Here is a 15,288-nt window from a genome sequence, read left to right as displayed (position 1 = left end):
GGGGCGGATCATTCCGCGGCCGGCAGGCCGTCGCCTCGCTACGGACTAACCACATATTCTGGCACCTCGCGTCACGAATGATAAATCGTGAACGTCCTGGCCGCTGGAGTGGACGCCGTCGGACCCGGTCGGGCCCGGGCCATGCGACTCTTCAGGGTGAACTCGGCAGACAGATCTCCGGTCTGATCTGATTAGCCAGGAGCAACACAATGCTTAGCTTACCGATCTTTCTAATCGCTTTCTTCGCGATCATCGTGGCCATGCATCGCGGCGTCACCCGCAAGGCAGACGCGAAGCTCCGCGGGCAATTCGATGCGCAAGGCGTGGGCGGTGACGTATCGCGCCAGCTGATGCGCGATTCGGGTTACAGCGTCTGAGCTTCCGACAGCGCGCAAGCGAACTGAACCGCATCGGTACTGAATACGGCCCGAATGAGTTTGGTCGACCTAGGCGACTCGAACCATGCACAGGAAAGCTGCGGACCAAATGCCGTCGGCACGACCTGATTCACCGTCATTAACGGCCCGCCTGAACACAGGCGCACCGTTCTGCCTTTAAATCGCGCGGCGACCGAACTCAACGACTCGGAACGCGAATCCCTGTGGATCGCACCAACTGCGGACATGTCCCCTCCCGGATGCTCGCGACTCGCTGATGAAGCGTCCCCCGCTCCCGTCAACGACTGGAACCCGTATATTCGCCCTTGTCCGCATGCGCTGAATATAAGGTTTTCGCCTTCGTATCGGAACAAATTCGACATCGAAAGTCATTCGTGAACATCCTGTCCGGACGATGCACTGCGTGCCGGCAAACGGGCGTCCACCGACTCCTGGCGCAGCCTGCGGCGCTCCAGTGCGTTACGCAACTGGCCCAGGATCAGTGTACCGGCAACCAGGACGAAATAGAGCGTGACGAGATCGCGACGTGCGACGTCGAGGGCGGCTTGATGAACGACGAGCGCGGCATCGACAGGCGGCAACAGGTGGCGCTCCCCCTCGACGGCTCGCATCATGTGGATGAAGCCCGCTGCGGAAAGCAGCGGCAACAGGGCAAAGACGGTCAGCAGCGCCGGCCGCATGCGGCGCGCCCATGCATGGTGGCGCAACCGGAACCACAGCCCGAGACATCCGTGTATCCAGCCAGGCGCCAGCAGCGCGAGTTGCAGGCCTTGCGTGCCGCTCGTGAGCAGCACGACGATGACGCGCTCGTAGTTGGGTTCGAAACCATAGAGCGATGACGCAAGCCGGGTCGTCACCGCATGGCGGATCAGCAGGAGCGGCAGGCTGAGCCCTGCCCACAGGCGGATCCATTCCGCGGGCGGCAGTGCCCAGTGGCGCCGTCCGTAAATCGTGTGCAATGCCAGCGCGAAATGCACCGCCGCGGCGCCATATAGCGCGATCGTGCCGGGCGTGCTGCGCCAAAGCCGCAGCGCGAGTACGAGACCGCGTCCGGCAAGCTCGAGCGACCCGATGCCGAGCGCGTGATTGACCAGATGCAGAAAGAGATACGTCAGCATCACGAGGCCCGACGTGAGTTGAAGCCTGCGCATCCAGAATTGCACGCCGATTCTCGCGGCGCTGGAGCGGCGACGGGTCATGCCGACGATGTCCATATTGGTTTCCGCCATTTCGTGTGCCACGCCTGCCATACCGCGAACGCACACCGGTTATTCCCGTGCCGATCAGCGCAAAAAATTCGGGAATAAAACCGCTGCTTTCGCGGTACTGCACGTGAAGCCCGCCCTGGAGGCGCTCCGTGTTGCACCGGCGGTCGACTTCCTGAACCCAGTCGAGAGGACATCATGTCGTCAGATCTTCCTTCCCAACCGTCACGCCGCAATGCCCTGAAATGCCTCGCCTTTGGTGGTGCCGGCACCGTGTTCGTTCTGGCCGGAGGCATCCTCACGCCCGTGGAGCTGGCGCTGGCGGCGAGCGCCAAAGAAAACGCCGGCGTTCCGCTCTTTCTGCAGATCAGCGACTCGCACATCGGCTTCAACAAGGAAGCCAATCCCGATGTCGCGGGCACGCTCAAACAGACAATCGACTATGTCAACGCCATGCCCGTCAAACCCGCCTTGGCGATTCACACGGGCGATATCACCCACCTCTCCAAACCCGAGGAATTCGATCTGGCGGCGCAATTGCTGTCCGGCCTCACCATAACGGAGCTGCACACCACGCCCGGCGAACACGACGTGACCGATGGCCCGCAAGGCGAATACTTCAAGCGTTTCGGCAAGGCCTCGGACAACCGCGGCTATTACAGCTTCGACCACAACGGCGTGCACTTCATCGCGCTCGTCAACGTCATGCATTTCAAGCCGAACGGGCTGGGAAACCTGGGCGAGGACCAACTCGCCTGGCTGGAAAACGATCTGAAGGGCCGCACGTCGAGCACGCCGATCGTCGTGTTTACGCACATGCCGATGTGGACGATCTACGAACCATGGGGCTGGGGCACCGGCGATGCGGGCCAGGCAATGGATTATCTAAAGCGCTTCGGCTCCGTGACCGTGCTCAATGGCCATATTCATCAGATCGTTTCCAAGGTGGAGGGCAATATCACGTTCCACACGGCGCGCTCGACGGCCTATCCGCAACCGACGGCCGGCGACGGCCCCGGACCCGGGCCGCTCAAGGTGGCGAGCGATCAGCTACCGAAAATGCTTGGCGTCACCAGTATTCGTATCACGCGCCATCCGCTCGCGGCGACGCTTTCCGACACATCCCTCGCCTGACCTTGCGTCTTGCTCACTGAACAAGGATCCGAGCCATGCTCTCCATTCACTATCGTCGCGCGTTCGGCCTCTTCTACGGGATCGGGATACTCATGGCGGGGGCGACCTTTGGTTTGTCTGCCGCGCAGGCGCAGGAGCCCAATCAGATCGTCATCAAGAACTTCATGTTTTCGCCGATGGCCCTCACGGTCAAGGCGGGCACCACGGTGACCTGGAAAAATATGGACGGCGAACCGCATACTGTCGTCAACGATGCGGGCGTCTTTCACTCCGCCGCGCTCGACCAGAACGATACGTATCAGTTCAAGTTCGACAAGCCGGGGGTGTACAAGGTGTTCTGCGGTATTCACCCGTATATGAAGGCCACCATCACGGTGCAGTAGAAACGGGCGCTTATGGCGCGGCGGTGACGACCTCACGTGGTCCAGCCGCGCCCGCAGACGTCGCACCGGCAATCAGTGGCATTCCTGTATTGTCAGCGTTTCGCGATATCGTCGCCATGCGAGTCCTTGTACACAACCTCGACGTCGACGGTCCGGCCGTCGTCGCCGAACTCGCGCGCCTGGCGGCGCAGCGCACGGATCTTCCACCAGAGATAGCCGGCGACAATCGCGCCTACGCCGAACAGCACTGCCAGCAGCACCACCGACAGCATCGCTGCCACCACGAGCACGATTGTGCTGACGACGACGGCCGCCAGGCGGCTGAACCATCCGTACCCGCCGATCCGGATCCCTTTCTCGTATGTCGCGCGCCTCGGCGACGGATTGTCGTTGCTCATCCTGCCTCTCCAGGCCGCCGTCCGGCCGAACTGCCCGCGCGAACATGGAATTTGTCCGGACGGCGGACCACCAATGACGCCGACGAATCCAGCGATACGCGTGGCGCATATTCTGGATCCCACATTGCCGGTGCACGTGAAGCGTTCCGAAACATCCCTGTCCACGCAAGCCGGTCGTCGTCGTGCGCTTAACTGAAAACTTACCCTTCGCCTACTCGCGCCTGTGTCTATTCTAAAGAAGTAAGGCAAGCCGAATCGAGTCGTTTCCCGTCATAGTCGAATGGCGCAACCTGTCATGGCTGACACGAGCTACACAGCGCGCAAGTCCGTCGAAATGAACATCCATACGGGCCAATCTCCTGTTCTCCGGCGACGCTAGCGGTGGTCAGCCACGGAGGGCTTCATCGCCGAAAGATACGCGATGCGGTCCGCGGAGGCCATCGCCCCGGCGATCACCTGGGGACGAAGGGCATGTTCAAACAATACCCGCTCCCGCGCGGTGAAGGCATCGGACAGCAATTGCCTGAGTGTCGGCGCCCACGGGAAAGGCGTGCTGTCGAGAAACACGTCCCAGTCATTGACTTTCGCGGTGCCGACATCGATGTGGAACTCCATATGAATATCGGTGTACCCGGCATTCATTGCGAAGCTCACCAGATCACGCTCGCTGAAATTCGTCATGGGATTCTGGCGCGCAGCTTCTTCCGTGTCAGGAAACTGGGTGGCCTTCCAGCGATGAAGCAGGGTAAAAAACGGATTGACGCCTTCCGCGCCGCCGGTCGTGATCAAGGTTTTCAGCGAGCACGTTTCGAACGCTTCGTCGCGGCGAATCGGGTCGGCAAGCGAGATGCGGCCGCCGGGCTTGAGCACTCGCAGGAATTCCCGGAAAACAGCGGGCTTGTCCGGCAAATAGCCGACGACCGCACGCGCGACCACGACGTCGACCGAGTCATCCTCGATGAGGCTCAAGGACTCCGCCGGACATCGCAGAAAGACGCACTGGCTGGCGACGCCGCGTTCCGCCGCCCGCTCGCTGGCGTGCCGTAGCAGCGACGCAGATACGTCGGTTGCGATCACCTCGAGCGACGGACCGATACGCTCGATCGCCCGAAGGGCGAGAAGGCCGTCGCCGCTCCCAACGTCGAGCATCGTCATACCGGCACCCAGGCGCGCCAGGTCGAGCAATCGATCGGCGTCACGCCGCAGGTCGGCGCGCAACACGCGTTCGCGCTCGGGACTGCCAGAGAAGCGAGCGCGAAGCAGCCAGTCCGCCCACTGTTCGTTTTCCCGTGAGGATTGCGAGGAAGACATCGGCAAGGGCATTCTCGTTATGGTCAAGCAGGAGGTTGAAATGCCACGCCTCGATGCGATGTCCGTGTGCAGATGTTCCGCGGCTCAACGCGTCATGACAGGCCTGGCGGAAGCATATGTGACTGTTCCTGATGGCAGCCTTAAGAAGGCTGCACCGTTGTCCAGGCCTATCCCGCTCTTGACAGGAGAAATATCGAAACCGCGCTCTCCAGTTTTCCCGCCTGCTCCTTCAGTGACAGGGCAGCCGCCGATGCCTGCTCGACCAGCGCAGCATTTTGCTGCGTGACATGATCCATTTCCGACACGGCTCGATTGACTTGTTCGATGTCCTTCGACTGCGCTTCCGATGCGGTGGTAATCTCGTTCATCAAGGCGCTCGCTTTCCTGACCGAGTCCAGTATGGCTTCCATCGTACCGATCGCGCTATCGGCTTGCCTCGCACCCGCTTCAACGCGTTGTAGCGAGTCGGTGATGAGATCCTTGATCTCCCTGGACGCTGTCGCACTCCGTTGCGCCAGCGAGCGCACTTCGCTGGCGACGACAGCAAAGCCGCGTCCCTGTTCGCCCGCCCGGGCTGCTTCGACGGCTGCGTTCAGCGACAGGATATTGGTTTGAAAAGCAATGCCTTCGATGGCGCCGATGATTTCAGCGATCTTTCCCGATGCATCGGAGAGGCCTCGCATCGTTTGCACGACTTCCTGCGTCGCCAGATTGCCCCGTTCGGTGAGTTGGGCCGTATTCCTCACCACTTCGTTCGCCTGTTTCGCATTGTCAGCATTCTGACGCACGGTCGAAGTCAGTTCATTCATCGATGCGGCCGTCTGCTCAAGCGAAGCCGCCTGCTCTTCCGTCCGCTGTGACAGATCCAGGTTGCCCGCCGAAATTTCCTGAGTGGCGGTTGTGATCGACCGCGATCCTTCCCGCACCGCTCCGATCGTCTGAACGAGCTTGCCTTGCATCGCATCGAGGCCGGACATCAACTGCCCCATCTCGTCGCTCGAATGGACTTCGACGTCCATCGTCAGGTCTCCGCCTTCAATCGCCTTGAAGTGCTCCAGTGCCCTCGCAAGAGGCAAACCGATTGCCCGTTGCAGCGACCACCACGCGAAAGCCGCGGCTGCCAGCGCAATCGCAATACCGATGATCGCTATTCCAACAAACCAGTGAAATCTCGTTTGCGCGGTCTCAAACATCTCACGCGCGGTCACGACCTGAATCGCGCCGAGCGCATCCATGCCATCGGACACATCGATAAACAGTGAAGGCGGAAGGTCTTTCCATACCTTGAGAATTTGCGTGGCGTCGTGGGTTGCAATTGCGCCAAACATGAGGTCAAGCCCGTTTGCGACGAATGCGTCGAATTTGCTGTTGACGTCCGTCGCGCGCTGCGCCTCTTCGGGCCCCGAAAAAGGCAGTTTGCGATAGGCGTCCCATGCCTTCTTCGATGTACTTAGCAAATCTCGGGCCGTCTGGGTTTCCTGTTCAACTTCCGGACTGGCCGGATCGAGCGCAATGCGATAAAGCCAAAGACGCGCCCTGGACAACGCCACGTTCGACTGACTCAAAGCCTCTGAAGAAGCCAGACGGCTGGCGTACAGCTGCTTTACATCGCCGTTGCTCATCAGGACGCCCATGACTCCCATGAGTCCGCCGATAATTAACAGTGCTGCAAGGAAGCCCATCGCCAACGCGAGGCGGGCGCGAATACTGACATTTTTGGTCATAGTGTGGCGGTAGTTTGAGCAGAAGATCCGTGATGCGTGCATGCAGCCTGTTGAACGCGTGTGTGAGATGCGAAGATCACAGATATCACTAACGTCCAGAATCGCCGTTGCATTAGCACGGATTCCAGAAGAGTCATTTATTCGCGCAATGTCTGGTAGTCGTCTCTGCGCGGTGATACAAGAACGCCGCGGAGCACAAGGTCGGCGGGGGCCCGTTCAACGAATGAGGGCGACCGTATCGCCGCCTGACTCGAACAGCGCATAGGGATGCTTGTCCCCCATGACACGTTTGACCCATTCAATATGCTCTGCTGAATGTGTCTCTACGATCACAAGGACATTTCCGCGTCGGACCGCTTCGACAAACTGCTTGTAACGCTCGCAGGTCTCGTCGATGCCAAGCGTGGTCGAGAGCCACTCTCCAAAAGCGACGCCCACCAGCGTCAAGGCCAACACTGCGCCGCCCGCAACTGTTACGCCTGCAGGTGAAAGCAGCATTGCGGCGAGCCCAGCAATTGTTCCGACGAATATGCCCGCGGCGATGCCGCGGGCAGTGATTGCTTTCATCTCACTGCCCTCGACCAGCGATGCATCGGGCAACGCATCCGTTTCGATACGCTGATTCGCAACGATGTGAATATGGCGGCGCTCTATCCCGTGTTGCTCGATAGCGTCAACAAGGGAGCGCGCCGCCTCGGCGCCGGGGAGAAGGAAATAGACTCGGTGCATGGTAGCAACTCGACCCGCCATGAGCTTACCTTCAGGGTAGAGACGAATTGCCGTGTCGCGTTGACCTGGCTCAATCGAGACCGCCGCGACGTGCCGGACCGGGCACCCGGCACCCGGCGTCCACCACCACAACTAGAACATCTGGCGCATGCCGATCGCCACACCGACGTTGTTGGTTCGACCGATCCTGTCGACATTGCCGGTGGCCGTATTGGTCACGCCCGGATAGTCGGCGGCAAACGCCCCATTGCCTCGCGCAAAATCCGCCGTGCCGTACACCTCGGTGTGCTTCGACAGAGAGTACTCGGCGAGCACGGTGGCCGAGTAGTTGATACCCGAACCGAGCGTGCCGTCGAGTCGTTCCGCATTACGCGTGTGACCGTAGTAGCCGGCCACCGTGATCAGCAAAGGGTCGGTTGCCTGCCAGTTGCCACCGACATAAAGCGTGTCGTCGATACGGTTCGGGCTACTGCCTCGAAGCGTCGGCGCGCCGGCTTGCTGCATGTTGAAATCCGTTGTGCCGGTCGTGTCCTGACCGTGCAGCCAGCCGGCCAGCAGGCGTACGGTTTTGGTGATCTGATAGGCGCTGCTCACATGCAGGAAGTTGACCTTCGCGCCATTGACCGAACTGCCGTTCAGGGACGAGACGGAGGTCTGCTGGAACCCCGCATTGATCGACGCCGGCCCGCGCGCATACGTCAGTTCCACGCCATACGTGCTGTCGAGGCCCATGGCGCCGGCATGGTTGCCAAAGCCATAGATCGCGTCGATACTCAGCCCGTTGGACGAAAACTTGTATTTGACGGAGTTCGGAACGGTAAGGTAGTTGCCGATGCCGTTGTACATCCAGCTGTCTTGCCAATAGTCGCCAACTGTCATCGGGTCGAAAATGTCGCCCATGGTGTCGTAGAGAGGCGCGTACTGGTTGCCGAACGTGACCGAGCCGAACTGGCTGCTCGAGAGGCCGACGTACGCCTGGCGGCTGAACAGCGTGTTCGGCACGTGCAGTTTCCCGTCGCCGAGTTCGAAGCCGTTTTCAAGGCGGAAGATCGCGGAAAGACCGCCGCCCAGATCTTCGCTGCCGCGTAGTCCCCAGCGGCTGTGCGTTTCCGGACCGACCGTCATGCCGATCAGGTCCTTGCCATCCGGCGCGGCGTTCGTCTGATAGCGGATTGCCGTATCAACGAGTCCATATAGCGTGACGGAACTCTGTGCGAAAGCCGATGACGTTGCAACGGCTAAAAGTGCGCCAATGGCGTGAGAACTCGCGACTCTTTTCATTAGATTGGCCTCCCGGATCGATAGTTTTTCGGCAGATCAGATGTGCTGCCAGTTGAACGATTGAAATCGTGGCGGGAGCATAGTTCGACCTTTTTTGAACTTATATGCGCCAATCTGGATTAACCATTTCCAGAATCAACAAAGATTGGGAAGGTGACGGCCACACCTACGGATAGTCGGGTAATCGGTCACGCGCCATGGCTCCCCAACTGTCTTTCGCATGGTTCGGTGTGGTATGCGTGCAACGCTCGCATACGGCCAAATAGAGAGCGGACGGCAAACAAGCCGAGGAGCCCTGGACGCGTTGCAGCGATACTGTCCTCAGCGCGGTTCCGATGCCGTCGCGTCCAGCGCGTCACACGTCATGATCGCCATATCCGCTCGTTGTTCCGGCGTGAGTTTCTCCAGCAAGGACATGTCGCGAGCGATCACTTGTGGAATATGCGCGCGCAGGAATCCCACCCATGTCTTCGTCTTCGCATCGACAAACTTGCGTGACGGATATAGCGCATAAACGTTGACTTTCTGCAGGATGTAGCGCGGCAGGACGCGCATAAGCGTGCCGTTTCGCAGACCCTCAATGGCCGTATATACGGGCAGCGTGCCGATCCCCATGCCTTCTCGAATCGCCACCGCCAGCGATTCTGCGATATTCACCTGCACCGGTCCACTCACGTGCATTTCCACGTTGCCTTCCGGTCCTTCGAGCGTCCATTCGTGCGCGGGCGACGACGGCGTCTTGAGGATCAGGCAGTCATGATGAGCGAGATCGGCGGGCGTGTCCGGCGTGCCGTGCGTACGTACATAGCCGGGCGATGCGCACAGGATGCTGCACGACGAACCAAGTCGATGTGACACGAGATCGGAATTCGGCAGTGAAATCGCGGTCACCAGCGACACATCGCTGCTGGCTTCGAACAGATCGGGCATGCACTGCGAGAGCGTAAGCTCGACTGTCACGTCGGGATGCAAGGCGCGATACTGCGAGATTGCCGGCAGCACGTAATGCTGCCCGATGCTCGCGAAACTGTGCATACGCAACACACCTGCAGGTCGCTCCTGTGCACAACTCGCTTCCTCTTCGGCGCCATCGACGTCCGCAAGAATCTGCTTGCACCGCTTCAGATAACGTTCTCCGGCAACCGTAAGCGCGAGTCGACGAGTCGAGCGGTTGAGTAGCCGTGTCCGCAGATGCGTCTCCAGTTCCGAGACCGCGCGCGACATGGCGCCCGTAGTCGAATAGAAAGATCGCGCTGCCGCTGTGAAACTGTTGACCTCCACGACGCGGACAAATACCCGCATATTTTGTAGCGTATCCATCAGACCTTCAGACGTTCACCTTGTCCCACACATCACCGTCGGCCGCGTCGTTACGCCAGCGCTCGCTCAGGCCGCATGCTGTGGTACTCGCGAAAATGTCCGTGCCACGCGAGTGCTTCTTCGATCAGATGAGGCGTTTGTCCGCCGCGCGCCACCGCCTTTGCCACGTAATCGAGCAGCGCGTCCCGGTACAGCGGGTCCGCGCAATGCGTGATGATCTGCAGTGCGCGTTCGCGGGGTGCGAGTCCGCGCAGGTCGGCCAATCCGTGCTCGGTGACGATGACGTCCACGTCCTGTCCGATATGGTCGACGTGCGACACCATCGGTACGATGCTCGAAATGTCGCCATCCTTCGCCAGCGACTTCGTCACGAACACCGAGAGGTACGCATTGCGCGCAAAGTCACCCGAGCCGCCGATGCCGTTCATCATGTGCGTGCCGCCAACATGTGTCGAGTTCACGTTGCCATAGATGTCGCATTCGAGCGCGGTGTTCACCGCAATGACGCCCAGCCGGCGAATGACTTCCGGATGATTGCTGATCTCCTGCGGCCGCAGCAGGACGCGCGACCGGTAGCGGCCCAGCCCCTCGAAAAAGCGCTTCTGATATTCGCTGGACAGCATGATCGCGGATGCACATGCGAAGTCGACACACCCCGCGTCGAGCAGTTCGATCGCGCCGTCCTGAAGCACCTCGGAATACATGCTCAGGCCGCGAAACCCTGAATCGACCAGCCCATGCAATACCGCATTCGCGATCGAGCCGACGCCAGCCTGAAGTGGCTGCAGCGAGGGGCCAAGCCGGCCCGCGCGAACCTCGTGCGAGAAAAAACGGCTCAGGTGCCCGGCTATCTGCGTGGTGTCGGCATCCGGGGGAAGAACCTTGTTGGGGCTGTCGCCCTTGCGCGTGACGACGATCGCTGCAATCTTTTGCGGGTCCAGAGGAATATACGGAAGGCCGATTCGCTGTGCCGCGTTGGTAAGCGGAATAGGTTCACGGTTGGGACGAGGCAGCGGCGAATAGACGTCGTGCAACCCTTCGAGCTCGAGCGGCATCTCCAGGTTGATCTCGACGATGACCTTCTTTGCGAGCGCCGCGAACACGGCCGAATTGCCGACCGACATCGTCGGCACAATCCCGGCTTCGCTAACGGCTACCGCTTCGATCACGGCGACGTCGACGGGTCCGAGGTATCCGTCTCGCAACTGCTCCGCCATTTCCGACAGGTGGAGGTCGATGAACGTCGCCTCGCCGGCGTTGATCTGGTTACGCAGGGTCCTGTCCGACTGAAACGGCATGCGCCGGCGAATGACACCCGCTTCGGCGAGTACCCCGTCCACCTCGTACCCTACCGATGCGCCCGTCATCAGCGTGATCCGCAACGCCTGCTCGCGGGCACGCGCAGCCAGCGCAAGGGGGACTGCCTTGCAGTCGCCCGCGGCACCAAAGCCGCTCATGCCAACGGTCATGCCGTCAAGAATCAGCGATGCGGCTTCCTCTGCCGTCACAATCCTGTCGCGCAGCTGCGCCAGGCGAATCCGCTCCTCAAGCACTTCTGTCTCCTCTGACTGGCTGCCAATACGACACAATCCGTACGATGAATGGCGCCTATCCAACTGAATACATATTAAGTTTAGTGAAGATTCATCAATGCATAACGTGATTTAATATCATGTTGTCCAGTCGTTTTTTTCATGGAATCACTTTACGGACATGGCCATCGATATCCGCGCATTGCGCTACTTTGTGGAAACCGTTCAGCTGGGCAGTTTTACCCAGGCGGCTGCCGCCGTCTTTGTCACCCAGTCGACAATCAGCAAGATGGTGCGGCAGCTCGAGGACGAGATCGGTCAACCGCTTCTGATCCGCGATGGCAAACACGTACAACTCACCGACGTCGGGCGTGTAGTCTACGAGCGCGGCTTGCAGGCATTGTCCGTGATTCGCGAACTGCAAGTGGAGGTCGCCGACGTCGCACAACTGGGCCGGGGCCAGCTCACCGTGGGCATGCCGCCGATGGGCAATCTCTTCTTCCCCGCCGCGGTCAGAGCCTTTCAGCAACGCTACCCGAAGCTCGAACTGCGGCTTGCCGAGCACGGTGGACAGTTGCTCGAACAGAAGGTCGTTGCGGGGGAACTGGAAGTCGGTGCAACCGTGCTGTTACCGGGAAGCAGCCAGGAAAAGCTTGCGACCCGTGTGATTGCGCGCTACACGATCTGGGCCGTGGGGCCGCGCGAAGTGCCATGGGCGGGACGTCGGACAGTCAGGCTCGCCGCGCTGAAGGACCAGCCGCTGATCCTGCTCGACGACGGATTTGCCCTGGCCCGTCGCCTTCATGCGGCATTTCACGAATCCGGCATCGAGCCGAATGTCGTGGCCAGAAGCGGTCACTGGGACTTTCTCGCGGCCATGGCGGCAGCGGGACTGGGAACCACATTCCTGCCCGAACCGTTTCTCGCGCGTCTCGACGTCAGCAACCTCGCGCTCGCGCGGGTGACCGAGCCTTCTCTCGACTGGACACTCATGCACATCTGGTCGCCGGATCGCTACATGTCACACGCTGCACGCGCGTGGCTTGCCATATGCGACGAGGTGCTGGACAAACACGCACGCGTCGGTGCGCTCTAGCCTCGGGCGGCACCCGATGTCGGACGGCAACACAGTGATCAAGTGCAACGCGTTGTACCTCGCGATCCATCGCACCGGGCATTCAATTTGAGTTTCGCTGGACGCACATACGCTGGGTTCAATCTGGCGAGGCACACCAGAATCCGTGGCGGCCAGCACGATTCACTCAAGCTGTCGTACGTTTGCCGCTATTTCCGGCTTTTCAGGAATGCCCGCCCGGAAGCCGTAATCGTGATACTGGAGCGCGTGCCGGATGGATAGCCAACGTACCCCGCACTGATCAATTCCCGCGTGACCGACCAGCCGAGTGCCGGCGCGTCTCTCCCATAGCGAACTTCTGAGAGACGTTCCAGCGCCCAGATTGCAGACGTCGAAATGGTTTGCTCATTTGGCGTATCGTTGTCGATCATCGCACCTCCAAAAAAATTAACTCGTAGTCGCTGCGGATTGCCAGGCGCCCTACCATCGGGCGGAGTTCGACGCGCCCTGTCGTGTCCAGTCGGAGCTCGCACCGGTCTCGGTGCATACGGCTGCTTCCACGCGATTTCAGGACGAAGTATCGATCTGGCAGTCTGTGAGAAATGACCTGAGTTCGCCTTCCCACATCGGGTCCTGCAGGTCGATGCTGGCGCCGGCGAGTCGCTTCATTTCGGGGTTCAGGTGCACTGCTTCGAGCGATCGGGGCCACACCGCCTGCACAAAAAAACGGCGGTCCATGTCCAGGACGAGCCACGGATGGCGCCGGAACCGCGCGCTGGCGACCGAGATCGCGTCCAGCACGTGCCGGGCCGATTCTCTTGGATAGACGAAGGCCAGGTGGATACCGGTTGCCGCGAGCTGCTCGCCGACGTCATGGAACCGGTGCATCATCTGGAACCCGCGTTCGCCGCCGCGCCCGACTCCCACCAGGACCAGCCCCCGGCTTCCCGCTATTTCCCACAGGCGCACCAGGCGCCGGTCAGGCAACAGCAACGCTCCATCCAGATCGAACATGACGACATCCTCAGCGAATCCGCCCGCAAGTTCGCTGAAGGGCGGCGAACATCATTATAATACGGAAGTAATTTTATGTGTCTTACATTATAATGGCATGTACATCTTCAGATGATCGCCCCCTGGCGAGGTATGCCCTATTTTTCCTGACTGACCCGACACTGTTTCAAGGGAATCCGCAATGAACGCCGCCTCCGCATGCCCGCAATGCTCGATGGAGAACACGTACCCGGACGGAGCACGGTATGTGTGCGCGGACTGCGGTCACGCATGGTCGGAGTCCGCGCGCAGCGACATTCTGAAGAAGGCGTGACCTGTAGCACGGCACCCACGCGAAACGCGGCAGTGTTTCACGCACTCGTTTGACTACCTGGATATATCGAGAATGGACGGCGACCAGACATCCTGTGACGCATTCGTCGAGTTCCTCTCTACGCCATTAAATGACGGGCGACCATTTGTGCTGGAAACGCAGCACGCAGTGTCCCTGCACTTCGATCACTTTGCCACCCAGAGTTGCATGTCGCTTCGTGCGCCGGACAGGCTCGCGCTCGGCTATACGCGCACGATGATGGGATTCCTGCTGCTGCAGCCGGCTCCCCAGCACATCTGCATGATCGGGCTAGGCGGGGGCTCGCTGGCAAAGTACTGTTATCGGCACCTGCCTGAAGTGGAGATCACCGCGGTCGAGATCGATCCCGAAGTCATTGCCCTGCGCGATGTGTTCAGGATTCCTGCCGACGACGCACGCTTCAGGGTGCTGTGCGCCGATGGTGCGGACTACATCCGCAACGAGAGCGTTGCAGCAGACGTTATCCTGGTCGACGCCTACGCGTCGAACGGGATCGCAAGCCAGTGCACGGATATTGCATTTTTCTCTGCGTGCCGCGAACGGCTGACGAAGACGGGGGTTCTTGCGATCAACTTTACCGATGACGAGCCGGCGCTGGACCTTTACGTCGAACGGCTGAACGCCGTGTTCGGCTCCTCGTACACGATGGTCCGATGCGCGGACGACAGCAATTTCGTCGTTTTCGCCTGGAAAGGCAGAGGCCGCCTGCCGTCTTCGCGCGTCCTGCTGGATCGCGCCTTCTCGTATGCGTGGGCGGACGACCTGAGGCTGCCCTCAATTGCCAGACGCCTGAAGAGCGGCATGAGCCTCGACCCGAAGCGGTTGATCTGGCGCGAAAACGGTCACGCACATTGGGAGCAAGGCACCTGATCCTGCCCGCAGGCTCAGTCAACCTCAGTCAACCTCAGTTAGTCAGCTTCAGTCGGCACTGCGCCCGACCCGCTTTCCGAGCGCGCTCTTCGTCTTGTAGGTCACGCCATGACGTTCGAGATATTCACGGATCAACTGCCGGACAACCTGCGATGGCGTCAGATCCTGCGCGGCACAGAGCTTCTCCAATGCCTCCTTCTTGGCGGGATCGATCAGGATAGTCAGGCGCGCGGTTTTCGTTTCCATTGGGAGCAGGAAAGACAAGTATGATAATAGGATTATAATACACTCGCCCTCAAATCCAATGGCCGTGCCAGCGATTCACGCAGGAATGGCGACCGGCGAGGTCGACACGCAATCCACGCCCCCGAACCCGACGGCGCCTGTCAACGTCCCACCGGAAGTCCCCACTTTTGTTGCCTCATGTGGCTTGCATGATAACGTCATTATCATACTCTGCCAGTCACATTCAACTTTCGATGTAATATTATGCGCAAGACCGACCCGGTGTGCCGGGCCCGGTCCATGCCCCCGTCCAATCCGAGCGCACTGGAGACATTCC

17 protein-coding genes and 1 pseudogene are annotated in these 15,288 nt (G+C 60.2%); 6 read left to right on the top strand and 12 right to left on the bottom strand.

The annotated features are described in order from the left end of the window. The first annotated feature begins 209 nt into the window (after positions 1–209). Complete coding sequence (locus BHE01S_RS38380; protein ID WP_167337676.1) at positions 210–377, top strand: hypothetical protein; 168 nt, start codon at positions 210–212, stop codon at positions 375–377. Here the strand turns inward: BHE01S_RS38380 and BHE01S_RS39790 are convergent. Next, the gene (locus BHE01S_RS39790; protein ID WP_167337675.1) at positions 365–625 is read right to left on the bottom strand and encodes a DUF2158 domain-containing protein; all 261 of its coding nucleotides are present in this window, start codon (positions 623–625) and stop codon (positions 365–367) included. The genes BHE01S_RS38380 and BHE01S_RS39790 overlap by 13 nt on opposite strands. Positions 626–766: 141 nt before the next feature. After that, entirely contained in the window at positions 767–1,549 is a 783-nt protein-coding gene (locus BHE01S_RS10485) for a hypothetical protein (RefSeq protein ID WP_157025299.1), read from the bottom strand. 252 nt (positions 1,550–1,801) lie between these two features. Between BHE01S_RS10485 and BHE01S_RS10480 the strand changes: the two genes are divergently transcribed. Together BHE01S_RS10480 and BHE01S_RS10475 are read left to right on the top strand one after the other, a co-directional pair. Continuing rightward, positions 1,802–2,737: a metallophosphoesterase family protein gene (locus BHE01S_RS10480; RefSeq protein ID WP_042263500.1), complete on the top strand. Its 936-nt coding sequence runs from the start codon at positions 1,802–1,804 to the stop codon at positions 2,735–2,737. A 92-nt stretch (positions 2,738–2,829) separates the two neighbouring features. Beyond that, entirely contained in the window at positions 2,830–3,120 is a 291-nt protein-coding gene (locus tag BHE01S_RS10475; RefSeq protein WP_042263691.1) for a cupredoxin domain-containing protein, read from the top strand. A gap of 92 nt (positions 3,121–3,212) precedes the next feature. Here the strand turns inward: BHE01S_RS10475 and BHE01S_RS10470 are convergent, their stop codons facing one another. The 7 genes from BHE01S_RS10470 to BHE01S_RS10440 form a co-directional block, all read right to left on the bottom strand. Further along, positions 3,213–3,518, bottom strand: a complete 306-nt coding sequence (locus tag BHE01S_RS10470) for a hypothetical protein (RefSeq protein ID WP_042263498.1) — start codon at positions 3,516–3,518, stop codon at positions 3,213–3,215. A 375-nt stretch (positions 3,519–3,893) separates the two neighbouring features. Further along, complete coding sequence (locus BHE01S_RS35975; RefSeq protein WP_245639702.1) at positions 3,894–4,829, bottom strand: class I SAM-dependent methyltransferase; 936 nt, start codon at positions 4,827–4,829, stop codon at positions 3,894–3,896. Between the two features lie 167 nt (positions 4,830–4,996). Further along, on the bottom strand, positions 4,997–6,553 hold the full coding sequence (locus BHE01S_RS10460; protein WP_042263496.1) for a methyl-accepting chemotaxis protein: 1,557 nt from the start codon (positions 6,551–6,553) through the stop codon (positions 4,997–4,999). 216 nt (positions 6,554–6,769) lie between these two features. Beyond that, the gene (locus BHE01S_RS10455) at positions 6,770–7,282 is read right to left on the bottom strand and encodes a hypothetical protein (RefSeq protein WP_042263687.1); all 513 of its coding nucleotides are present in this window, start codon (positions 7,280–7,282) and stop codon (positions 6,770–6,772) included. A 132-nt stretch (positions 7,283–7,414) separates the two neighbouring features. Then, positions 7,415–8,563, bottom strand: coding sequence for a porin (locus BHE01S_RS10450; RefSeq protein WP_042263494.1), 1,149 nt, complete (start codon positions 8,561–8,563; stop codon positions 7,415–7,417). Between the two features lie 321 nt (positions 8,564–8,884). Continuing rightward, the gene (locus BHE01S_RS10445; RefSeq protein WP_042263492.1) at positions 8,885–9,883 is read right to left on the bottom strand and encodes a LysR family transcriptional regulator; all 999 of its coding nucleotides are present in this window, start codon (positions 9,881–9,883) and stop codon (positions 8,885–8,887) included. A 50-nt stretch (positions 9,884–9,933) separates the two neighbouring features. Beyond that, complete coding sequence (locus tag BHE01S_RS10440) at positions 9,934–11,436, bottom strand: acetyl-CoA hydrolase/transferase family protein (RefSeq protein ID WP_042263491.1); 1,503 nt, start codon at positions 11,434–11,436, stop codon at positions 9,934–9,936. A 160-nt stretch (positions 11,437–11,596) separates the two neighbouring features. On the opposite strand from BHE01S_RS10440, the gene BHE01S_RS10435 reads away from it, so the two are divergent. Beyond that, on the top strand, positions 11,597–12,511 hold the full coding sequence (locus tag BHE01S_RS10435) for a LysR family transcriptional regulator (RefSeq protein WP_042263489.1): 915 nt from the start codon (positions 11,597–11,599) through the stop codon (positions 12,509–12,511). Positions 12,512–12,699: 188 nt separating this feature from the next. Here the strand turns inward: BHE01S_RS10435 and BHE01S_RS36610 are convergent, their stop codons facing one another. Together BHE01S_RS36610 and BHE01S_RS10430 are read right to left on the bottom strand one after the other, a co-directional pair. Continuing rightward, positions 12,700–12,921, bottom strand: a complete 222-nt coding sequence (locus tag BHE01S_RS36610; protein WP_084068732.1) for a hypothetical protein — start codon at positions 12,919–12,921, stop codon at positions 12,700–12,702. A gap of 136 nt (positions 12,922–13,057) precedes the next feature. Next, positions 13,058–13,504 (bottom strand): hypothetical protein, encoded by a 447-nt coding sequence (locus BHE01S_RS10430; protein ID WP_042263487.1) that lies wholly within the window; start codon positions 13,502–13,504, stop codon positions 13,058–13,060. Positions 13,505–13,685: 181 nt separating this feature from the next. On the opposite strand from BHE01S_RS10430, the pseudogene BHE01S_RS36605 reads away from it, so the two are divergent. Together BHE01S_RS36605 and BHE01S_RS10425 are read left to right on the top strand one after the other, a co-directional pair. Continuing rightward, positions 13,686–13,778 (top strand): annotated as a pseudogene (locus BHE01S_RS36605) (zinc ribbon domain-containing protein YjdM); the annotation flags it as partial. Between the two features lie 111 nt (positions 13,779–13,889). Continuing rightward, positions 13,890–14,726: a fused MFS/spermidine synthase gene (locus BHE01S_RS10425; protein ID WP_042263484.1), complete on the top strand. Its 837-nt coding sequence runs from the start codon at positions 13,890–13,892 to the stop codon at positions 14,724–14,726. Positions 14,727–14,774: 48 nt separating this feature from the next. On the opposite strand, the gene BHE01S_RS10420 is transcribed toward BHE01S_RS10425, so the two are convergent. Next, entirely contained in the window at positions 14,775–14,972 is a 198-nt protein-coding gene (locus tag BHE01S_RS10420) for a ribbon-helix-helix protein, CopG family (RefSeq protein WP_042263483.1), read from the bottom strand. Between the last annotated feature and the right edge of the window lie 316 nt (positions 14,973–15,288).

Origin of the sequence: Paraburkholderia heleia NBRC 101817 (genome assembly GCF_000739775.1) — a bacterium.
GTDB lineage: Bacteria > Pseudomonadota > Gammaproteobacteria > Burkholderiales > Burkholderiaceae > Paraburkholderia > Paraburkholderia heleia.
This window is presented reverse-complemented; position numbering and strand designations above follow the sequence as displayed.